The organism is Pseudomonas sp. GW821-FHT01E05, assembly GCF_059422425.1.
In genome coordinates this window covers 341,187-360,809 of sequence record NZ_JBWKWW010000001.1, presented here as the reverse complement: position 1 = coordinate 360,809, position 19,623 = coordinate 341,187, and the positions used below count along the sequence as shown (strand labels likewise).

Annotated in this window: 20 protein-coding genes; 8 read left to right on the top strand and 12 right to left on the bottom strand. The window is 58.8% G+C overall.

Features of this window, described 5'->3' with window-relative positions:
• Positions 1 to 7: 7 nt before the first annotated feature.
• Entirely contained in the window at positions 8 to 1,021 is a 1,014-nt protein-coding gene (gene hemB, locus AC07W5_RS01790; protein WP_495022679.1) for a porphobilinogen synthase, read from the bottom strand.
• 207 nt (positions 1,022 to 1,228) lie between these two features.
• Between hemB and AC07W5_RS01785 the strand changes: the two genes are divergently transcribed.
• Positions 1,229 to 1,870 (top strand): DedA family protein, encoded by a 642-nt coding sequence (locus tag AC07W5_RS01785; protein ID WP_494990833.1) that lies wholly within the window; start codon positions 1,229 to 1,231, stop codon positions 1,868 to 1,870.
• On the opposite strand, the gene AC07W5_RS01780 is transcribed toward AC07W5_RS01785, so the two are convergent.
• Entirely contained in the window at positions 1,851 to 3,086 is a 1,236-nt protein-coding gene (locus AC07W5_RS01780) for a sterol desaturase family protein (RefSeq protein WP_495022678.1), read from the bottom strand. The two genes, AC07W5_RS01785 and AC07W5_RS01780, sit on opposite strands and share 20 nt — an antisense overlap.
• Positions 3,087 to 3,200: 114 nt before the next feature.
• On the opposite strand from AC07W5_RS01780, the gene elbB reads away from it, so the two are divergent.
• Positions 3,201 to 3,869 carry an isoprenoid biosynthesis glyoxalase ElbB gene (elbB, locus tag AC07W5_RS01775; RefSeq protein ID WP_495010410.1) on the top strand — a complete coding sequence of 223 codons (669 nt, stop codon included), beginning with the start codon at positions 3,201 to 3,203 and terminating at the stop codon, positions 3,867 to 3,869.
• Between the two features lie 124 nt (positions 3,870 to 3,993).
• Here elbB and AC07W5_RS01770 read toward each other — a convergent pair whose 3' ends face one another.
• Positions 3,994 to 4,443, bottom strand: a complete 450-nt coding sequence (locus AC07W5_RS01770) for a YaiI/YqxD family protein (protein ID WP_494990836.1) — start codon at positions 4,441 to 4,443, stop codon at positions 3,994 to 3,996.
• 99 nt (positions 4,444 to 4,542) lie between these two features.
• Positions 4,543 to 6,441, bottom strand: a complete 1,899-nt coding sequence (locus AC07W5_RS01765) for an FTR1 family protein (RefSeq protein WP_495022677.1) — start codon at positions 6,439 to 6,441, stop codon at positions 4,543 to 4,545.
• 434 nt (positions 6,442 to 6,875) lie between these two features.
• On the opposite strand from AC07W5_RS01765, the gene AC07W5_RS01760 reads away from it, so the two are divergent.
• From AC07W5_RS01760 to AC07W5_RS01745, 4 genes are read left to right on the top strand one after another with little or no spacing between them, the layout of a single operon-like run.
• Positions 6,876 to 8,273, top strand: coding sequence for a COG3014 family protein (locus tag AC07W5_RS01760; RefSeq protein WP_495022676.1), 1,398 nt, complete (start codon positions 6,876 to 6,878; stop codon positions 8,271 to 8,273).
• Between the two features lie 14 nt (positions 8,274 to 8,287).
• Positions 8,288 to 8,656, top strand: coding sequence for a YcfL family putative periplasmic lipoprotein (locus AC07W5_RS01755; RefSeq protein WP_494990839.1), 369 nt, complete (start codon positions 8,288 to 8,290; stop codon positions 8,654 to 8,656).
• Between the two features lie 39 nt (positions 8,657 to 8,695).
• A complete protein-coding gene (gene lpoB, locus AC07W5_RS01750) occupies positions 8,696 to 9,286 on the top strand; it encodes a penicillin-binding protein activator LpoB (RefSeq protein WP_494990840.1) in 591 nt (196 codons plus the stop codon).
• Positions 9,287 to 9,289: 3 nt separating this feature from the next.
• Positions 9,290 to 10,033, top strand: a complete 744-nt coding sequence (locus tag AC07W5_RS01745) for a penicillin-binding protein activator LpoB (RefSeq protein WP_494990841.1) — start codon at positions 9,290 to 9,292, stop codon at positions 10,031 to 10,033.
• Positions 10,034 to 10,087: 54 nt separating this feature from the next.
• Here AC07W5_RS01745 and AC07W5_RS01740 read toward each other — a convergent pair whose 3' ends face one another.
• The 3 genes from AC07W5_RS01740 to AC07W5_RS01730 form a co-directional block, all read right to left on the bottom strand.
• Positions 10,088 to 10,720, bottom strand: a complete 633-nt coding sequence (locus AC07W5_RS01740; protein ID WP_495010413.1) for a LysE family transporter — start codon at positions 10,718 to 10,720, stop codon at positions 10,088 to 10,090.
• A 135-nt stretch (positions 10,721 to 10,855) separates the two neighbouring features.
• A complete protein-coding gene (locus tag AC07W5_RS01735; protein WP_494990843.1) occupies positions 10,856 to 11,437 on the bottom strand; it encodes a mechanosensitive ion channel domain-containing protein in 582 nt (193 codons plus the stop codon).
• Positions 11,437 to 13,347 carry an ATP-binding cassette domain-containing protein gene (locus tag AC07W5_RS01730; protein ID WP_495010414.1) on the bottom strand — a complete coding sequence of 637 codons (1,911 nt, stop codon included), beginning with the start codon at positions 13,345 to 13,347 and terminating at the stop codon, positions 11,437 to 11,439. The genes AC07W5_RS01735 and AC07W5_RS01730 overlap by 1 nt, the downstream gene beginning before the upstream one ends.
• A gap of 50 nt (positions 13,348 to 13,397) precedes the next feature.
• Here AC07W5_RS01730 and AC07W5_RS01725 point away from each other — a divergent pair, with 50 nt between their 5' ends.
• Entirely contained in the window at positions 13,398 to 13,862 is a 465-nt protein-coding gene (locus tag AC07W5_RS01725) for a TIGR02444 family protein (protein ID WP_495022675.1), read from the top strand.
• On the opposite strand, the gene AC07W5_RS01720 is transcribed toward AC07W5_RS01725, so the two are convergent.
• Positions 13,859 to 14,893, bottom strand: a complete 1,035-nt coding sequence (locus AC07W5_RS01720; RefSeq protein WP_495022674.1) for an AlgP family protein — start codon at positions 14,891 to 14,893, stop codon at positions 13,859 to 13,861. The two genes, AC07W5_RS01725 and AC07W5_RS01720, sit on opposite strands and share 4 nt — an antisense overlap.
• A gap of 192 nt (positions 14,894 to 15,085) precedes the next feature.
• Here AC07W5_RS01720 and AC07W5_RS01715 point away from each other — a divergent pair, with 192 nt between their 5' ends.
• Positions 15,086 to 15,751, top strand: coding sequence for an FKBP-type peptidyl-prolyl cis-trans isomerase (locus tag AC07W5_RS01715; RefSeq protein WP_494991179.1), 666 nt, complete (start codon positions 15,086 to 15,088; stop codon positions 15,749 to 15,751).
• A 69-nt stretch (positions 15,752 to 15,820) separates the two neighbouring features.
• On the opposite strand, the gene rsd is transcribed toward AC07W5_RS01715, so the two are convergent.
• The 4 genes from rsd to AC07W5_RS01695 all read right to left on the bottom strand — a co-directional run bounded on the left by rsd (position 15,821) and on the right by AC07W5_RS01695 (position 19,618).
• Complete coding sequence (gene rsd, locus AC07W5_RS01710) at positions 15,821 to 16,279, bottom strand: sigma D regulator (RefSeq protein WP_494990847.1); 459 nt, start codon at positions 16,277 to 16,279, stop codon at positions 15,821 to 15,823.
• 211 nt (positions 16,280 to 16,490) lie between these two features.
• On the bottom strand, positions 16,491 to 17,009 hold the full coding sequence (locus AC07W5_RS01705) for a disulfide bond formation protein B (RefSeq protein ID WP_495022673.1): 519 nt from the start codon (positions 17,007 to 17,009) through the stop codon (positions 16,491 to 16,493).
• A gap of 234 nt (positions 17,010 to 17,243) precedes the next feature.
• Entirely contained in the window at positions 17,244 to 18,482 is a 1,239-nt protein-coding gene (locus AC07W5_RS01700; RefSeq protein ID WP_494990849.1) for a heme biosynthesis protein HemY, read from the bottom strand.
• Positions 18,479 to 19,618 carry a uroporphyrinogen-III C-methyltransferase gene (locus AC07W5_RS01695; RefSeq protein WP_494990850.1) on the bottom strand — a complete coding sequence of 380 codons (1,140 nt, stop codon included), beginning with the start codon at positions 19,616 to 19,618 and terminating at the stop codon, positions 18,479 to 18,481. Before AC07W5_RS01695 ends, AC07W5_RS01700 begins: the two co-directional genes overlap by 4 nt.
• Between the last annotated feature and the right edge of the window lie 5 nt (positions 19,619 to 19,623).

Here is a 19,623-nt window from a genome sequence, read left to right as displayed (position 1 = left end):
GGGAGGGCTATTTTTGCTCTCGTAGCAATTGAGCAGCACGAACGGCAAAGTACGTCAGGATGCCATCAGCGCCTGCACGTTTAAAGGCGGTAAGGGATTCAAGAATAACCCCTTCACTCAACCAGCCATTCTGGATCGCCGCCATGTGCATGGCGTATTCACCACTGACCTGATAGACAAAGGTCGGCACTTTAAATTCTTCTTTGACCCGAAAAAGGACGTCCAGGTACGGCATGCCTGGCTTGACCATGACCATATCCGCGCCTTCTGACAAGTCAGCCGCCACTTCATGCAGGGCTTCGTTGCTGTTGGCCGGGTCCATTTGATAGGAGGCCTTGTTGGCCTTGCCCAGGTTCAGCGCAGAGCCGACAGCATCGCGGAACGGGCCGTAATAAGCACTGGCGTACTTAGCCGAATAGGCCATGATCCGCACATTGACGTGATCGGCCAGCTCAAGGGCTTCGCGGATCGCCTGGATCCGACCGTCCATCATGTCCGATGGCGCGACCACCTGAGCACCGGCTGCGGCGTGGGATAGCGCTTGTTTGACCAGCGCATCGACGGTGATGTCGTTCTGCACGTAGCCTTCTTCGTCGAGGATACCGTCCTGTCCGTGGGTAGTGAACGGGTCCAGCGCCACGTCGGTGATTACACCCAACTGCGGGAAGTGCTCACGCAGCGCACGGGTCGCACGCTGAGCGATGCCATCCGGGTTCCAGGCTTCGGCGGCGTCGAGGGATTTGAGCTCCGGTGGCGTTACCGGGAACAGTGCCAACGCAGGAATCCCCAGCTCGACCCACTTGGCAGCTTCTTCGAGCAGCAAGTCGATGGTCAGGCGTTCGACCCCCGGCATCGAAGCGACTGACTCGCGACGGTTTTCACCGTCCAGCACAAAAACCGGGAGGATCAGATCGTCGACAGTCAGAACGTTTTCGCGAACCAGACGGCGGGAAAAATCATCACGACGATTGCGACGCAGGCGGGTAGCTGGAAACAAACGGTTGGCGGGCGTGAAGCTCACGGCAAACTCCTGAGCCCGCGCTGGCGGGCGAGTGTGACAGTTATAAGCGGCCATTATGACGAACAGATTACAGTCGTGCTCACCCCTGTGACCGGTAGTCGCTGGCATTGTCCTTGTAGGAAATGTTCACGTCGAGACACATTTCGATACTTTCCTGAATGTGCCTGAAGGGTTAGGCTGCGCGTTCATTTCGCCAGCATCCAGACAATGCTCCAACAATTTCTTCAGGATTTCGGCTACTTCGCCCTATTTCTCGGCACGTTCTTCGAAGGCGAAACCATTCTGGTTCTCGCAGGCTTCCTCGCGTTCCGTGGATACATGGATATCAACCTGGTCGTGGTCGTGGCTTTCTTCGGCAGCTATGCCGGCGATCAGCTGTGGTACTTCCTGGGGCGCAAACACGGCCGCAAATTGCTGGCGCGCAAACCGCGCTGGCAATTGATGGGTGATCGGGCGCTGGAGCATATCCGCAAGCATCCGGACATCTGGGTACTAAGCTTTCGCTTCGTCTATGGCTTGCGCACCGTCATGCCAGTAGCGATAGGCCTGTCCGGCTATCCACCGGGGCGCTATCTGCTGCTCAACGGGATTGGTGCCGCCATCTGGGCCGCGGCCCTGGCTGCAGCGGCTTACCATTTCGGCGCGGTACTGGAAGGGATGCTGGGCAGCGTCAAGAAGTACGAGCTGTGGGTACTGGGCGCGCTATTGCTGCTCGGCTTCGCCCTATGGCTGCGTCGGCGCTTCAAGAACGCCCGCCTCGCAAAAAAAATCTACGAAGATGAACAGGTCCAAAAGGCCGAACACGCCGAACACGCCAAAACCAACAAACCTACGACGCCAGTCGAGTGAGTCGGTTTCTACAGCAGTAGAGACCGATGCCACTGAGCAAGCTGTAACTCAGCAGGCCGACCCAGCCCACCGCGTTGGCCGGCCAAAGCCCCAGGATCGGCGCCAGCCACACCAGTGGAACGTTCAGCGCAAGGCGCAGCAGTTCCAGCTTGAACGCCCACGGGCGATTCTCCAGGGCCACACCCAGCACAAACAAACCAAACGCCATGTAACTCCAGTCCAGCACCAGCGCGGCCGTCGGCAAACTTTCGCCCAGGTTCAGCAGATAGCTACCGAGCGCCGTGTACACAGCGAACTGCATCGCGACATACAGCTGCTGTCGCCCGTCCAGCGGCACCTCGAACTTGCGGAACTGGTTCAAGTCCGGCTTGGTCATCGGGTGCTTCGCTGCCACATCCGCCGGCCGCCAGCCGGTAGGCATGAACCAGATCCGCAGCTTGTCCCACCCGCTTTCGGTACGCCGTGCGTCACTGAGCAGCTGCGCATAAAACTGCAGATTGGCCCACAACGGGTTCCAGCTCGCCAGCGGCGTGGTCACGCCGAAAATCACTGGCTCGTTGTCGTCCTCTTCCTGGAATGAGCCGAACAAGCGGTCCCAAATAATAAACACCCCACCATAGTTGCGATCCATATAGAGAGCGTTCTGCGCATGGTGGGCCCGATGATTGGAAGGCGTGACGAAAAACCACTCGAACCAGCCAAGCTTGGGTATGTGCCTGGTATGTACCCAGAATTGATAGAGCAAATTCAACGCCGCGACACTGACGAACACCAGCAGCGGCACGCCGAGCACAGCCAGTGGCAGGTAGAAAATCCAGCTCAGCAGAAATCCCGTGCTGGTTTGGCGCAGCGCCGTGGACAGGTTGTAGTCCTCGCTTTGGTGATGCACCGAATGCGCCGCCCAGAGGATGTTGCGCTCATGGCCCAAGCGATGCAGCCAGTAGTAGCAAAAGTCATAGAAGACGAAGGCAAACACCCAAACCTGGACGCTCTCGGCCGACAGCTCGATCACTGCCAGATGCTTCAAGGCAAAAGCATAGGTGATCAGCCCTACACCTTTGGTCAACAGGCCCGTAGTGGTCGACAACACGCCGGTACTGAGGCTGTTGATCGCGTCTGCCACGCGATAATTACTCACGCCACGCCAGCGGTCAGCCAGTAACTCGACAGCGATCAACACAAAGAAAAACGGCACTGCATAAAGGATGAAGTTCATGACGCGACCTGATCAGAATCGTTATCCAAAGATTAGGTGGAGTCGCGCAATAACCCTATGGCAACGAGTGACAAATTAGTGGACATTTAACGCCATGAATCTGGAGAAAAACCCATGAGCAAAAAAGTTGCAGTGATTCTTTCCGGCTGTGGCGTGTATGACGGCGCCGAGATCCACGAAAGCGTGATCACCCTGCTGCGCCTGGATCAGCGCGGTGCGCAGGTGCAGTGCTTCGCCCCTGATATTGCCCAATTACACGTGATCAACCACCTGACCGGCGACGAAATGCCCGAGTCGCGCAACGTGCTGATTGAATCGGCGCGCATTGCCCGTGGCCAGGTAAAGGATATTCGCGAAGCCAGCGCAGAAGACTTCGACGCACTGATCGTGCCCGGCGGTTTCGGCGCGGCGAAAAACCTCTCCAACTTCGCCATCGAAGGTGCCAGCTGCTGCGTCCAGACTGAAGTCCTGGCCCTGGCAGAAGCCTTTGCCGAGGCCGGCAAACCGGTCGGGCTGATCTGCATCTCGCCTGCATTGGCGGCAAAGATCTACGGTCCAGGCGTGATCTGCACCATCGGCAACGACGCCGATACGGCGGCAGCAATGAACAAGATGGGCGCCACCCATGAAGAGTGTGCCGTGAGCGATATCATCGAAGACAAAGCACGCAAACTGGTCAGTACCCCGGCCTATATGCTCGCGCAATCCATCAGCGAAGCGGCTTTGGGCATTAACAAACTGGTTGATCGGGTACTGGAGCTGACTGACGAAAACGAGGCGTAAAGACGGCTGCATGATCGCTTGATCGTTCCCACGCTCTGCGTGGGAATGCAGCCCGTGACGCTGCGCGTCACATCCAGAGCATCCAGTGAGGCATTCCCACGCGCGAGCGTGAGAACGATCAAGTTCAGCGCATCAGCCGCGTGAGGATCCGGTCCAGCGCATTGGCGAACGCCTGCTTCTCGCGATCACCGTGGGGCGACGGACCGCCGCCCATCTGGCCCTGATCGCGCAGGTCAGTGAACAAGTTACGCACTGCCAGCCGCTCGCCCATGTTCTGCGGGTCGAATTCCTTGCCACGCGGATCAAGGGCAGCGACGCCCTTTTTGATCAAACGATCAGCCAGCGGTACATCGCTGCAAATTACCAGCTCGCCGGGCACTGCGTGTTCGACCAGATAATCATCGGCCGCATCCGGGCCGCTGGGCACCACAATCAGCTTCACGCAGGCATAGCCCGGCTTGATCTGGCTCTGCCCCGCCACCAGCAGCACTTCGAACTGGCGCTTCAAGGCAAACTTGATCACCTGATCCTTCGCCGCCTTGGGGCAGGCGTCGGCATCGATCCAGACACGCATTTTGTATGTCCCTCTAAAAGCATCGCGGGCAACGACTGGGCGCCCCGACGCTACACGGTGCGAGCGAGGCTTGCCCGCGAAATGAGCGAAGCGAATGCGTCAAGAAGCCTGCAACCGCCGCGTCTCTGCCATGCGACTACGGCTGTAAAGCACGATGATCGCCAGTATCGCCACTGCCTGGGCACTCAGCGAATAGGCGTCAGCGTGGATCCCCAGCCAGTCGAAGTCAAAGAACGGCACCGGCCGGGTGCCGAAGACTCCGGCTTCCTGCAAGGCTTTGACGCCATGTCCGGCAAACACCACCGACAGCGCGCACAGCAGACCGGCGTTGATCCCGAAGAACAGCGCCAGCGGCAATTTCGCCGAGCCACGCAGAATCACCCAGGCCAGACCGACCAACAACACCAGCGCCGTCGCACCGCCCGCCAGCACCGCATTGTGACCGGCCGCGCCGGCTTGCAGCCAGAGGGTTTCATAGAACAGGATCACTTCGAATAGCTCGCGGTACACCGAGAAGAACGCCAGCATCGCAAAGCCAAAACGTCCACCGCCGCCGACCAGGCTGCTCTTGATGTAATCCTGCCAGGCAGCTGCGTGGCGGCGATCGTGCATCCATACACCCAGCCAAAGCACCATGACGCTGGCGAATAACGCCGTCGCACCTTCGAGCAATTCACGCTGGGCACCGCTGACATCGATCAGGTAAGCCGCCACCGCCCAGGTCGCCAGACCGGCCACCAGCGCCAAACCCCAACCGATGTTAACGCTGCGCACCGCCGACTGCTGGCCGGTATTACGCAAGAATGCCAGGACCGCAGCCAACACCAGAATCGCTTCCAGACCTTCACGCAGCAGTATCAGCAAGCCGGAGATATAGCTCAGGGACCAGCTCAGACCATCGCTGCCCAACAGACTGGCCGACTCCTTCAACCTGGCTTTTGCGATGTCCAGACGCTGCTCGACCTGAGCCATTGGCAAACCGTCCTGCAACGACTGACGGTAGGTCATCAGGGATTTTTCAGTGTCTTTGCGCACCTTGGCGTCGACGTTGTCCAGGGAGCTCTCGACCAGCTCGAAGCCTTCCAGATACGCCGCAACCGAGAGATCGTAAGCCTGTTCACGATCGCCAGCACGGTAGGCCGCGAGGCTCTTGTCCAGCGTCGCTGCGGTGTAGCCGAGCAACTGCGCCGGGCCGCGTTTGACCTGCGGCGGCTGAGCGCGCTGGGCACGGAAAGTCACCGCGGCCTCAGGGCCTTCGGCGGCCAGCACTTCACCCGGAGTCTGGCGGGCCAGATCGGCGAGGTTGAAGTTCTTCTGACTTTTCGCCGCAGCCGGGGCGGCGCTGAAGCTGGCGATGTATGTCGCCAGATCCCAACGCTGGCGATCATCCAGTTGATCGGCGAAAGACGGCATGTCCGTACCCTCGACACCCAATCCGAGGGTGTTGTAGATCGCGTAAAGGCTCAAGCGATCCATCCGCGCAGCATCGCGCAGGTTAGCCGGCGGTGGCGTCAGACCGACGCCTGCCGGACCGTCGCCAACGCCTGTGTCGCCGTGGCACACCGAGCAATGCTGGGCATACAGCGGTGCACCACGAGTCGGGTCCGGTGTGATGATCGGTGCCTGGCTGACCTCGTAGGCCACTGCCAGTCTGGCCCCCAACTGCCGTGCTTGACGGCTGACAGCGGCACCGTCCTGGCGAGCCGTGACGGCGGCGCGCAGGCTACCGACCCCCTGCTCCAACTCGGCCTGTTCCGGTTTGCCCGGCAAGGCAACGATCAGCCCTTGCAGAACACTCAGAAACTCAAGTTGTTCGCGATACTCGGGCTCATCAATGACCTTTCCCGCCTCAACCGTGGACGGGTAATCCGCTCCAATGTAGTCGAGCAAATGCAGCGCCTTTGGAGCGCCTTCCACGGTATCGGCCAGTAGATTGAAGCTGCATAACGCAAACACCGGCAGCACCAGCCAGGCCAGGAAACGGGACGGGGCAGTCATTAATGAATCTCAATTGAAAATACGAAGTAACATATTGTTCACTTCGAATGAGTTTCACTCAAGCGCTGTCATGCACTCATGCCTGAGGCCAAAAAGCCGAAAAATCCTCCTGAACCCTTGCCATACAGGGTGTAGCGCCATTTTTGCAGCGAGCACAAATAATCTGACTACCCCAAGTATCCCGTCGGCCAGCACTGCGAAAGTCCAGAAATATCGGGAAGCTCTGATAGTGGCACCTTGCCAAAAAATGAAATTAAAAAGCCATTACATTGCCATCTTCGAAGTCTATAATGCCGTAGCCCGGTTATTCCTAAAGGGTATTTAAGCTCCTCTTCTAATGAGGAATTGGCAGGATAGTCTCTCTCCCTACCGATTGGTTCATCCAGCCCGACCAGCACGCTCGGCTGATTACGTTCAGGGAAGAAGTATTCCAAATGGCATCCCGCGCCCTCACTTCGCTCGCGCTCAGCGCAGTCACTTTGCTTGCCGGTTGTACGGCATTGCGCAGCTACGACACCGAGCTTCAGGAAACCAACCAGCAGTTGAGCACCGGTAACGTCGATGCCGCACTGACCTTGCTGGAAAAGAACAACCGCAGCGAAGACAAAGACCTGCTCTATTACTTCGAGAAAGGTGAACTGTTGCGTGCCAAAGGCGATTTGGCCGGTAGCCAGACCGCATGGAAAAGCGCCGATCAGGTGGTAGGGGCCTGGGAAGATTCGGTCAAGCTCGATACCGGCAAGTACCTGTCCCAGTTCGGCAGCTTTCTGGTCAACGACAAGGTCCGTCGCTACGAAGGCTATGACTACGAAAAAGTCATGCTGACCACCCAGATGGCGCTGAATCTGCTGGCCGTCAACGACTTCGACGGCGCCCGCACCGAAATCAAGAAGACCCACGAACGTGAAGCGGTCATCGCCGAACTGCGCGACAAGGAATACCTCAAGCGCGAAGACGAAGCCGGGAAGCAGGGGGTCAAGACCGAGTACAAAGACCTCAAAGGGTACCCGGTGGAAAGCCTCGATGCACCAGAGGTAGTCAATCTGAAGAACAGCTACCAGAGTGCTTTCAGCCATTACCTGGCCGGTTTCATCTACGAAGCCCTGGGTGAAAAAGACCTCGCCGCTCCGGGCTATCGTAAAGCCGCAGAATTGCGCCCCAATACCCCGCTACTTGAACAAGCGTTGCTGAACCTCGACAAACCGGCCGGCAAGACCGAAGAAAGCGACATCCTGATCGTCGTGCAAAGCGGCCTGGCGCCCGCCCGCGACTCCATCCGCATCCCGCTGCCATTACCGATCAGTGGCAATCTGGTCATCACTCCCCTGTCGTTCCCGGTGATCAAGCCGGACACCTCGACCGCGACCTTCGCCCAGATCGGCGTGGACGGCCAGCAACAGAACCTGACACCACTCAACAGCACCACCGCCATGTCCCGTCGCGCCCTGCGTGACGATATGCCGGGGATCATTCTGCGCACCACTGTGCGTGCCGTTACCCGCGGCGTTGCACAAAAGCAGTTGAACGACGTCAACCCGCTGGCCGGCCTGGCCTTGGGTATCACTTCGACAGTGATGGAAGGTGCCGATACCCGTACCTGGCGCACCCTGCCTGACGCTACCCAGGTCACGCGCCTGCGCCTCAAGAAAGGCGAGCATCTGGTGAGTCTGCCCAACGCCCTTGGCGGCTCTCAGGTGATGGTCAAAGTCGATCAACACTATCAAGTCATCACCCTGCGTGTCGTAGGTCATCAGGTGTTCACCAGTGGCATCGCTGCCCATGTAACACCTGCTGCCAATCCGCAGGCCGTGGCCAGCCTCAAACAACCTTAAGCAGAGAGTCTTTCATGCGCTTCAAAATCATTGCTGTCGTCGCACTGGCCCTGCTGGCCGGTTGCGCCACCCCACCGCCGGAACCCGGCAGCGCGGCGAGCAAAGTCGTGACCATGGGCAAGCTGAACAACATCGTGGTCGGCGCCATGCGTGTCGCTCGCGAAAATGGCTTTCTGACCGTCAACGTTCAGCTGAGCAACACCAGCTTCAACAACAAGACCATGTACTACCGTTTCGCCTGGCTGGGACCAGAAGGCTTCCCGATCGGTGAAGAAGAAACCTGGAAAAGCCTGACCCTTTACGGCACGCAAACCAGCTTTCTGCCGGCCATTGCCCCTGTGGCGAAAGCTGTGGATTTCCGTCTGGAAATCAAAACGCCTTAAGTCATCCACCCGTTTCGTTCAGCTTTAGAGAGCATTCCCATGTTTGCACGCTTTTCGTTCCTCGCCGTTATCGCCCTTCTGGCCAGCGGTTGCGCCAACAATAATTCTCCGGTTCTGGGCGGAAAAAACATCGCTTACGGCGACAGCAAGGCTGTAGAGCTGGTAACCAACGAGTTCGGTTCCACCGACTTGCAGATGATCGCCGAAACCATGACCCGCTCCCTGGCCCAGTCCGGGATCCTGCAGGGGCGTCCGGTGGTACAGGTTTACGACGTGAAGAACAAAACCAGCGAGTACATCGATACCCGTGAAATCACCACCAGCATCAAGACTCAGCTGATGAAGTCCGGCACCGCCCGCTTCGCCAGCGACAACACCGCCATGCAGAGCCAGGTTGACCAGCTCAAGCTGCAAAACCAGAGTGGCCTGTACAAAAAAGGCACCGTGGCCAAGACCGGCAACATGATCGCCGCCAAATACCGTCTTGAAGGTTCGATCAGCTCGATCGTCAAGCGCAGCAGCGATTACAAGGACGTCTTCTACAAATTCAGCCTGCAATTGATCGACGTCGAAAGCGGTCTGGCCGAGTGGATGGACGAGAAAGAGATTCGCAAAACCACGGAGCGTTAAGCAATGCGTGCATGGATTGGCATCATCGGCCTGGCCTGCGCCTTTGGCGTTCAGGCGGCCCCGAAAATCGCGGTCACCGACCTCGCCTATCAGGAGCGGGTGGAGCAATACATCCACGTCGTTTCGGCGCAGAACAACTACCAGGCAGGCGTCTACCACGCCAGCGGTTCGTCGAGTTACAACGAGATCGAAGCCAGCAGCAGTTATATCGAGCAGGGTGAGCTGCGCAAATTCACCGGCGATATCAAGGGCGAGATTCTCAAGTCCGGGATGTTCCAGTTGGTGCAAGGTACGCCGCACACCGCCAAGTCCAGGGAAGACGTCTACGACGTGATCAAACGGATCAAGGCCGGTAACTACAAGGGCGCCGACTACGTGTTGTTCGGCACCTTGTCGGATATTGACTTCACCCGTGATATTACCTCGCTGGCCAACACCGACAGCTATTCGGCGATTCTCGGCCTGAGCCTTGTCGCCGATTTCAGCCTGATCAACACCCGGACCTTCGAAATCACCTCGGCGTTTACCGCCATGGGCGATGGGCAAGACACCAAACTGGTGAACAGCCAGGACGTCAAAGTCTCGCTGAACCGACCTCGAGTGGTTCGCGATGTGTCCAGGTCGCTGGGTGAAGATGTGGCCCGCCAGTTGAGCGAACAACTGGGTGGCCCCCGTTACGGGCAGCCAGGGCAAGCTCCATTGCAAAACAACCTGCCGCGGGATACGGCGCCAGTCATTCTGCGCTAAGCCCCAAACGAAAAAGGCGACCTCAAGAGGTCGCCTTTTTTGTGAGCTGAGTTTTTAAGTCGCGGCGCGGCGAATGGTCGCCAACAACCCGGCTGCGCCGATGAACAAACCGGCAAACGTGCGATTCATGCGACGCTGCTGCTTGGGTGTACGCAACAGGCGCAGCACCTTTGAAGCAAGACCGGTATAACCCGCCATCACGATCAAATCGACAATGATCATGGTCACGCCCAGGATCATGTACTGCGCCACCAGCGGCGCGTGCGGGTCGATGAACTGTGGCAACACCGCGAGCATGAATACCAGCGCCTTGGGATTGCTGACATTCACCAGAAAGCCACGGAATACCAGGGCCAGCGGTTTGCCGATCGGCCGAATCGCCGCATCGTCACTCATGTTGCTCGGCAGCGCCCGCCATTGCTTGACCGCCAGGTAGACCAGATAGGCCACACCAAACCATTTGATCGCATAGAAGGCCGTGGCCGAGGCCGCGAGAATTGCACCGACACCGGCGGCAACAATCGCAATCTGCATCGCCAGCCCCAATTGCAGGCCCAGAGCGTTCCAGTATCCGCGCCAGAAACCGTACTGCAAACCGCAGGACATCGACGCAATGGCGCCAGCGCCAGGAGAAAGACTGATCACCCAGCAGGCGGCAAAAAACGCCAGCCATGTTTCAAGCACCATCGCACACCTCACTCAGACTCGTTATAGGTGTCTAAGCTAATGCGCCTTCTGGCGAATGACTATCGATTTTTTGCAGGACAGATGGCCAGCGCAGCGCCTTGCGGCAGCCTTGGGCAGCGGCTAGAGGTTGCTCGGCTACTTTTCGCCTGAGTTCGACGGCAACACATCACTGCCACGCCAGCGGCGCACGGAGCGCTGGAAGAACAGACTGTTGGGGACTTGCACCATCGCGCTGCCATTGCCGGCTTCAGCCGACTCGATCAACGTGGTGTAAAGCAGATTGATCGCCACCACCCGGCCCTTGACGCCTGGCTTGTCGGTGGTGTCCACCAGTTCGACCACATCGCCCAAGCGAAACGGCCCAACGGTGAAAATCAGAATCGCGCAGAGCAGGTTGGAAAGTACGCTCCACATGGCGAAGAACGCCACCGCAGCCACCGCGACAAACCCCGACAAGGCAGTCCAGAGCACCGTCGCCGAGACGCCAAGGCGCTCCAGCACAAGGATCAGCGCGCTGCCCATGATCAGCCAGCGCAAACCTCCACGCAGCGGCATCAGCAACTGCGGCGGGAATGGGTAGCGCTCGCCCAGACGAGTCAGGCATTTGGCCACAAAACGCTGGGCCAGATAACCGGCCAGCAGGATCAGCAGAATTTGCCCGCCAAGCCACAGCGGCTCGACCCAGACCGCAGACAACGGGAGCTGGAACGCTCCCATCAGGACAGCGCCTCCAGCTCCGCCTGCATGCTCTCAAGCAGCTCCAGGGCTTGCATCCAGTTATCCTCCAGCTCGGCTTCACGCACCTTCAGCCTGGCTTGCTCAGCCAATAGATCGCGCAGCTCATCCTTGCGCGAGGCCTCATAGACCGCGCTATCACCGAGGCTGGTTTCGATCCTGGCGAGTTTTTCGTGGAGCTTGCCCAACTCAGCTTCAAGCTTATCGGCTTCACGCTTATGCGGCGCCAGTTGCTGACGCAACGCGGCAGCGGCCTGGCGCTGGGCTTTCTTGTCGGTTTTGTCGGCATTGACCGGCGTGTTGTTGACCGGCGCATTGCGCAGACGGTAGTCAATCAGCCAGCGAGCGTAGTCTTCCAGATCGCCGTCGAACTCCTGAACCTTGCCATCGGCAACCAGCAGGAACTCATCGGTGGTGCTTTTCAGCAAATGCCGATCGTGGGAAACCACCAGCACCGCACCACTGAACTCCTGCAACGCCATGGTCAGCGCCAGACGCATTTCCAGGTCGAGGTGGTTGGTCGGTTCGTCGAGCAATAACAGGTTAGGTCGACCCCAGGCGATCAACGCCAGCGCCAGACGGGCCTTCTCGCCCCCGGAGAAATTCAGCACCGGCTCATCGATGCGCGCACCGCGGAAGTCGAAACCGCCGAGGAAGTCACGCAAGGTCTGTTCGCGCTCGGTTGGCGCCAGACGCTGCAAATGCAACAGCGGGCTGGCCTTGGCATCGAGCGAGTCCAGCTGATGCTGAGCGAAGTAGCCCACCACCAGGTTCTCACCGCGCACCAGGCGACCAGCCAAAGGCTCCAGCTCACCGGAAAGGTTCTTGATCAGCGTCGACTTACCCGCGCCGTTCGGACCGAGCAGGCCGATACGAGCTCCCGGAGTGAGTTGCAGTTTGACCTTATCCAGCACGGTCTTTTCGCCGTAACCCAAGCGGGCGTCAGAGAGATCAAGCAACGGACTGGAGATTTTTACCGACTCGCGGAAAACGAAATCGAATGGAGAATCAACGTGGGCCGCGGACAACTCTTCCATGCGCTCCAGGGCCTTGATCCGGCTCTGGGCCTGACGGGCCTTGGTGGCCTGGGCCTTGAATCGCGCGATGTAGCTTTCCATGTGCGCACGTTGTGCCTGCTGCTTCTCGTAGGCTTGCTGTTGCTGAGCCAGACGTTCGGCGCGGGCGCGTTCGAAAGCACTGTAACCACCACGATAGAGGGTGATCTTGCGTTGATCGACGTGGGCCACATGGTCGACCACGGCATCGAGGAAGTCGCGGTCGTGGGAGATCAGCAGCAAAGTGCCGGGGTAACTTTTGAGCCAGTCTTCCAGCCACAGAATGGCGTCGAGGTCCAAGTGGTTGGTCGGTTCGTCGAGCAGCAGCAGGTCCGACGGACACATCAGTGCCTGCGCCAGGTTCAGGCGCATTCGCCAGCCACCGGAGAAATCGCCAACCTGACGATCCATCTGCTCGTTGGTGAACCCTAGACCCGCGAGCAGCTTTCGCGCCCGGGCGTCTGCGGTGTAACCGTCGGCGCTGTCCAGTTCGGCATGCAGGCGCGCCTGAGCGGCACCGTCATGGGCCGCTTCGGCATCCGCCAGCTCACGCTGCACCTGTCGCAAGCGCAGGTCGCCATCGAGCACGTAATCGACCGCCACCCGTTCAAGGGTATCGACCTCCTGGCGCATGTGGGCGATACGCCAGTCCGCCGGCAGGAAGCAGTCGCCCGAATCAGGGGTCAATTCACCCTGAAGCAAAGCGAACAAGCTGGATTTACCGGCACCGTTGGCACCGATCAGGCCGGCTTTGTGGCCGGCGTGCAGGGTCAGCTCGGCGTCTTCTAGCAGACGTTGCGGACCACGCTGTAATGTTAGGCTTTGAAGTCGAATCATAATGGCGGCGGAGTCTACCAGCTTCGCTCGCAACTGGCGCGAGTAGGAATATGTCCTCTGACCTGTGGAGCTCCACCCTCACGACCTACGCCAGGCCCGGCGTCGAAAGCGCGTGCCTGGAACTGCAAGCGGCGGGCGCCAATGTCTGCCTGCTGCTGTGCGCGGTCTGGCTGGGCCAGCGAAACGTGGCGTGCAATGCACAACGCCTGCAGCAGCTGCATCAACTGGCCGGACCGTGGCATGGCGATGTTGTGCAACCACTCAGGCAACTGCGTATGCAATGGCGCTCAATGGCCCTTCAGGATGTGCAACTGAATATTCTGCGCGAGCGCGTCAAAGCGCTGGAGCTCGAAGCGGAACGGCAACTGTTGTTGCGTCTGGAGACAACGGCGCGAGATTGGCCAGAAGATGAAGCAAAGGATTTAACAGCCTGGCTGGAAGGACTGGCGGCGCCAGCCGCCAACCTGAACCGCGACGCGCTAAATAAACTGCGCGTCGCGGTAACCGGCGCTTAGGACGCGCTGGTTGAGGTGGTGACGCTCGCTGAGGCTGCTGGTGCTGCAGCAGGAGAGGCTGCTGGAGTGCTCGCAGTCGGTGATGGCGACGTGACTGGAGCTTGCATCGCTGGCTTGGCCACAGCCGGAGCCGTTGCCGGTTTAGCGGCGGCGACCGGCTTTTTCACGGCTGGTTTTGCAGCCGGCTTGGCGGCCGGTTTGGCTGTGGCTTTCGGTGCCGCTGGCTTGGCGGCAGGCTTGGCAGCAGCCGGTTTTGCGGCTGCCGAAGCGGCAGGTTTGGCTGCCGGTTTAGCTGCAGCTTTGGCAGGCGCTTTAGCCGCGACTGCTTTTGCAGCAGCAGGCTTGGCGGCAGGTTTGGCAGCAGCGGTTTTAGCAGCAGCCGGTCTGGCCGCCGGTTTTGCAGCAGTCGCTTTCGCGGCAGCAGGTTTAGCTGCAGCCGTTTTTGCAGCTGCTGGCTTGGCAGCGGCAGGTTTCGCAGCAGTCGATTTAGCGGCTGGTTTGGCAGCGCTGGCTGCAACTGTTTTTTTCACAGCAGGTTTTGCAGCGGCTTTGGCAGGTGCCTTGGCCGGCGCTTTAGCTGCAACCGGTTTGGCCGCTGGCTGCTTCGCCGGGGCAGCGGCAGGCTTGGCGGAGCGCAGGGTCAACGCTTTGCTGACAGCGTCTTTCACGCGACCAACACCCTGGGCCAGCTTCAGGCTTTCCTGGGCATCGCGCTTGAGTTGAAGAATGTAGGTGCGGGTTTCGGATTGACGATCCTTGAGCGCATCAAGCAAATCTTCAAGCTCCGTCACTGCGTCCTTGGCTTTGGCTTGCGCCTTGGCCTTTCCGGCCGTCGCAGCGTCCTGCAATTTGGTACGAGATTTGTGCAGTTTTTCCTGCGCTTTTCCGCGCTGCTTTTCCAGTTTGGCGAGCAGTTTTTCAGCATCAGCCAAGGCTTGGGAACAAGCGTTTTCCAAATGTTCGAGCAGACTGCCCGAGAGCTGTTGAAGTAAGTGCAACGGAGTATTTACAGGCTTCTTATTGGCCGACATGGTTTACCTCCTGGCTGACGTGACTGCGGCTCATACTAGACCTCTGCTGCTACCGCCGCTAGGGCATGTTGACAGTATCGAATGCTCTACGTTGCAGCGAATTGAAAATGTTCTTCACCCCCTTGAAAGTTGCTCAGTCATCAGCGCGTTCACGCTGGCATAATCCATCGCATCCCAGGCCGGAGAGCGCCCATGTCGCGTTATCTTTTTTTATCGTTATGCGTGTTTTTTTCTTTGGCTCAGGCTGCTGAAAAAATCAAAGAAAATGACTCCCACGATCTCGCTTACAGTCTCGGTGCCAGCCTCGGCGAACGCCTGCGTCAAGAGGTTCCCGATCTTGACATTCAAGCGTTGGTGGATGGCCTGCAACAGGCCTATCAAGGCAAGCCGTTAGCCCTCAAAGAGGAGCGAATCGAACAGATCCTTACGGAGCACGAAGCTCAAGTCACAGAGAAATCGGCGCTACCGCAAAGCGAAATTGCCCTCCAGGAGGAGCATCGGTTTCTTTCAGCTGAAAAAGCCAAGCCCGGTGTTCGCGAGTTGGCGGATGGAGTTCTGCTGACCGAGTTGATGCCTGGCAACGGTCCAAAGGCAGGACCAAACGGCAAGGTCCAGGTTCGCTATATCGGTCGCCTGCCCGACGGCACAGTGTTCGATCAGAACAATCAGCCGCAGTGGTTTCGCCTTGATAGCGTGATCAACGGATGGCGCAGCGCATTGCAACAGATGCCTACCGGCGCGAAGTGGCGATTGGTCATTCCATCAGCCCAGGCATACGGTGCCGACGGAGCGGGCGACCTGATTGCGCCCTTTACACCACTCGTCTTCGAAATCGAGTTGCTCGGCGCCACTGACTGAGCAGCAGCACAAACGAAAAACGGCGCGCATAGCGCACCGTTTTGGAGATCTTTTTTGCTGAAGCGAAACTCAGGCCTGAGCCGGAGCCTCTTCTTTGTGAGCCGTGTGCAGCACTTCGATCAGGCAGTCTTCCAGTTCGAAGCGTTCATGCAACAGACCGCCCAGCTCTTGGAATTTTTCCGCAACGCATTTTCCCGCGTCACAGAGATCATTGAACGCCAACAATTTTTCGGTGATCACATCGATACGGGGATAAATCGTCTCGGCCAACTCCAGCCCACGTTTGTCACCAAACGCTTTGGCTTCGCCGGTCAGCTGTTCGTAGATCTCGAAATGCCCGGCCGAAACGTAATCGACCAGAACTCCGCAGAACTCCTGCAACGGCTTTCGGTTCTCGCCCAGCGCTTCTGGCTTGGCGCCGAGAGCATCGTAGGCCCGAACCAGTTCGTGACGCTCCTGCAACCAGCGATCGATCAGCAGATGCACTCCACCCCAGCGTTCCTGAGCATTCTGACAACTTTCGAGCATGGTGATCTCTCTTCCCTTATGGGTCGTACCGCCCTACACCCGCCGCAAGACTTGAAAGATCAAGATTCGGCCAAGCAGAGCGCCACTGAACAACATAATTCCAATAACACTTGCGGGCCAGATTATGCCCGCACGACATCGGCTTCAAGGTACGCAGGAGATAAAGTTCATACAAGCGTTTAATCTCGAACACATCGCACCAGGACGATCATTACCTGGCCGCTGTCCGGCAGGTAAAACGCAAGAGGTGCAGCAGCTGAACAACGCCCAGAATCGTCATCCCGACGAAGAACAGCAGGCTCCATTCGGGGATGCTCATATCGAACAGCGTCCATGTGATTTGTGTGCAGTCTGCGGTTCCCTGAAAGACCCGCTTCAAGACATACCACCAAGACATATTTCCAAGCATGTACTCAAGGCCGGGAGAACACTCCAGCCACCGTACCGGGGGGGCATCTTGCAGCAATACATGGCGCCATGCGGTGACCAGCCCGCCCAGACAACTGAAGATGCTCAACAACCAGTACACACGACAACCCGACCGTTTTGGCCCATGCACGGCTGCGATCAGGCAAATACCCGCGAACACCATCAGAAAAAACCGCTGCACCATACTCAACGAGCAAAGTTGGAGCCCGACCGCATACTCCAGATACAACGAAGCGCTCAAGGCCAGAGCACCTGCAATGAAAGCCATGAAGAACAAGGATCGTGAAGAGGCCAAAAGCATGGCTTATCCGTAACAGAAGAGACAGGCAGTTACGGTAGAGGAAAGCGCTCAACCCTTTCAAGACAGGTCGTAGCGGACACTTCCTCAAGACTGTAAGGAATTCCCGGCAGAAAAGAGAGGATTGGGTGTAGCTCCATGTAAGACGCTGCCATCACGGACATTCATGCGCAGAAATTCCAGCGTCTCTGAACGGCTGGCCCCCTTGGCGCCAGAGCCAGCCGTGCGTGGTGCGTCTTACACCTGAGCCGGAACTGGCAGAGGTGAGGCCAGTAAGCGCTTGTCCAAAAGACCCAGGCCCTCTTGAAAGAGCTGATTGCTGCGCTCGGTGTCACCCAATTGAGCCAGCAAGCGTGCAAGCTCGGCACAGGCCTCTGGATTACGCTGTACTCGCAAACTGCTCTCCAGATAATCACGCGCCTTACCCCACAGACTGCTCTGCAGGCAAAGGCGACCAAGGGTCAGCAGCAGACTTGAATCCGCCGGGTGATCTTTCAACCAACCCTCGGCGAATTGCAATTGCCGCGCAGGATCGCGGCCACGAAGCAGCCCATAGAGCCGGGCCAGATGGCTGTCGTATTTGCGCTTGAGCGCACCACGCAGAATCTCTTCGGCCTCAAATTCTGCACCCAGTTGGCGCAGCTGTTCGGCGTACGCCAGCACCAGTTGCGGCTCCTGGCGCTGAGCGGAAGACAGTTGTTCCCAGGCCCGATTGAGCGATTGCAAACCAACCGCGCCATCTTCTTCCCGCCGAGCTGCCAAAGTGAGATTTTCACCCCAGGCTCTGCGCTCCAGTTCGGCCAATTCGCCAGGGGGCAGAACCTTGTCTTTGCGTAGTTCCGGCAACAGACGGATCAGCGCCGACCAATCGCCCCGCTGCTGATGCAGGCGCTGCAACTGGCGCAGGACCTGAATGCTGCGCGGATGGCGCTCATGCATGGCTTGCAGTGTGACGAGCGCGCCTTGCGTATCATTGCGGTCGGTCTGCAGCTGTGCGTGGCTCAAGGCAATCGCCAACTCGGCCTGAGGCTGGCGCTCAAGGGCCCGCTCCAGCAGGCTGTCGCTTTCGTCATAAAGACCCTGCTCGTTCGCCGCTCGCGCAGCGCCGAGGTAGTACAGTAATGGCTGACGCTCGGCTTCGGCGGCACGATGCAAGTGCCGCTGAGCGCTGGCCCAGCGCCCTTCAGCGAGGTCCATCTGGCCATGCTCGATCGCCAGTTGCACACGGCGACTACGGTTGCGGCGCGACCATGGATTGACCACGCCACCGGACGTTGTCACCAACCCGACCAGCATGTTTATCCCCCAGACCACCAGCCAGATGACTGCCAGCAGCGCCAGGGTCGCCCACAGGCTCGACTCATAGCGAAAACTCTTGTAGGCAATCAGGACATAGCCTGCGTGCTCGGCGATCGCCAGCCCCAGCAACGCCGCAGCGGCGATGACCACGAACACAATCACATAGAGACGCTTCATGGGCTGGTCTCCTGCACAGTATTCGCGGCAGGCTTGGCGGAAGTCTTCAGCGACTCTTCGGCACTCAGACTCCGACGCTCGAGGTAGGCCTGGACCGTGCCTAAAGTCGTCGTCAGATCAGGGGTGGTCACCGTAACCGGCTGCTTGCTCAACTCGGCGACGCGCTCAAGCATCACTTTGCTTTGCGGGTTGTCCTGGCTGAAGCTGCTCTTGAGAACATCCCGGGCCTCAGCCAATGCCTGGGTATATACCGGTGCCTGCCCATTCAGCGCAGCCCATTGCGCCTGCTCGAGAGCCAGGCTGAGGGCCAGACGTACCTGGGTCAGGCTCTGCCCCGCGAGCAGCGGCCGAATGCTCTTGTCGGCATTGAAGTCGATACGGATATAACGCGAGATTTCATCCCACCACTGCGTCCAGCGACTGGCGCCGTCGCCATCAGAAGTCAGGCCCGACAGCGAATCGCCGCGGTTCTGATACTCAGGCGCCAATGCGCTGAGTTCGACCACCTGATCACGCAAGGCTCCCAGTTGCAGAAACAACCCGGTACGGTCCGGCTGTTCAGTACTGCGCAGCGCCGCAAGGCTTTTTGCCAACTGCTCACGGGCGGCGAAGGATGCGGGGTCATTCTGTTCGCGCAGGATCTCGTCGGCGCCTTGCACCAACGCCTGGGCGCTGCTGATATCTTGCAACGCCGACAGGCGAAGGCTGGCCAGACGCAGCAGGTGCTCGGCTTCGGCCAGGCGCCAGTCCTTGCGGCTGGCGCCTAACACGGTTTCCAGTCGCTGACTCAAGCGCTGCTGATCGCCTTGCAACTGAGCCACCAAGCGTCGCCGACTTTCCAGCTCCTCGGCAGCAGGCAATTGCTCCAACTGCGCCGTCAGACGCTGTTCGCTGAGTTTGAGGGTTTGAGCCTGATCGCCGAGCGCCTGCAACTGCCCAAGCTGCTGCTGGTTATTGGCTTGCAGGTTGCGAACCTGCCAAATCCCCCAACCGCCAGCGGCAACGCCCGCAGCCCCCAACAACAAGGCCAGTATCACCAACCCATTGCCTCGGCGTTGCGGGGCAATGGTCGCAGCTTCAGTCGGCGCGTCGAGCGCAGGCTGGATATCATCTTTAGGCAAGGTTGTTTCGCTCACGTATC

Excerpts from the sequence above, each read along its gene's own strand:
- AC07W5_RS01735 (WP_494990843.1), bottom strand. The coding sequence starts at position 11,437 with ATGGGAGCGTTCCAGCTCCCGTTGTCTGCGGTCTGGGTCGAGCCGCTG.
- elbB (WP_495010410.1), top strand. The coding sequence starts at position 3,201 with ATGAGCAAAAAAGTTGCAGTGATTCTTTCCGGCTGTGGCGTGTATGAC.
- AC07W5_RS01720 (WP_495022674.1), bottom strand. The coding sequence starts at position 14,893 with ATGTCGGCCAATAAGAAGCCTGTAAATACTCCGTTGCACTTACTTCAA.
- AC07W5_RS01770 (WP_494990836.1), bottom strand. The coding sequence starts at position 4,443 with ATGCGTGTCTGGATCGATGCCGACGCCTGCCCCAAGGCGGCGAAGGAT.
- AC07W5_RS01700 (WP_494990849.1), bottom strand. The coding sequence starts at position 18,482 with ATGAAGCGTCTCTATGTGATTGTGTTCGTGGTCATCGCCGCTGCGGCG.
- lpoB (WP_494990840.1), top strand. The coding sequence starts at position 8,696 with ATGTTTGCACGCTTTTCGTTCCTCGCCGTTATCGCCCTTCTGGCCAGC.
- AC07W5_RS01760 (WP_495022676.1), top strand. The coding sequence starts at position 6,876 with ATGGCATCCCGCGCCCTCACTTCGCTCGCGCTCAGCGCAGTCACTTTG.
- AC07W5_RS01755 (WP_494990839.1), top strand. The coding sequence starts at position 8,288 with ATGCGCTTCAAAATCATTGCTGTCGTCGCACTGGCCCTGCTGGCCGGT.
- AC07W5_RS01730 (WP_495010414.1), bottom strand. The coding sequence starts at position 13,347 with ATGATTCGACTTCAAAGCCTAACATTACAGCGTGGTCCGCAACGTCTG.
- AC07W5_RS01785 (WP_494990833.1), top strand. The coding sequence starts at position 1,229 with ATGCTCCAACAATTTCTTCAGGATTTCGGCTACTTCGCCCTATTTCTC.
- AC07W5_RS01740 (WP_495010413.1), bottom strand. The coding sequence starts at position 10,720 with ATGGTGCTTGAAACATGGCTGGCGTTTTTTGCCGCCTGCTGGGTGATC.
- AC07W5_RS01705 (WP_495022673.1), bottom strand. The coding sequence starts at position 17,009 with ATGCTTTTGGCCTCTTCACGATCCTTGTTCTTCATGGCTTTCATTGCA.
- AC07W5_RS01715 (WP_494991179.1), top strand. The coding sequence starts at position 15,086 with ATGTCGCGTTATCTTTTTTTATCGTTATGCGTGTTTTTTTCTTTGGCT.
- AC07W5_RS01725 (WP_495022675.1), top strand. The coding sequence starts at position 13,398 with ATGTCCTCTGACCTGTGGAGCTCCACCCTCACGACCTACGCCAGGCCC.
- rsd (WP_494990847.1), bottom strand. The coding sequence starts at position 16,279 with ATGCTCGAAAGTTGTCAGAATGCTCAGGAACGCTGGGGTGGAGTGCAT.
- AC07W5_RS01780 (WP_495022678.1), bottom strand. The coding sequence starts at position 3,086 with ATGAACTTCATCCTTTATGCAGTGCCGTTTTTCTTTGTGTTGATCGCT.
- AC07W5_RS01765 (WP_495022677.1), bottom strand. The coding sequence starts at position 6,441 with ATGACTGCCCCGTCCCGTTTCCTGGCCTGGCTGGTGCTGCCGGTGTTT.
- AC07W5_RS01745 (WP_494990841.1), top strand. The coding sequence starts at position 9,290 with ATGCGTGCATGGATTGGCATCATCGGCCTGGCCTGCGCCTTTGGCGTT.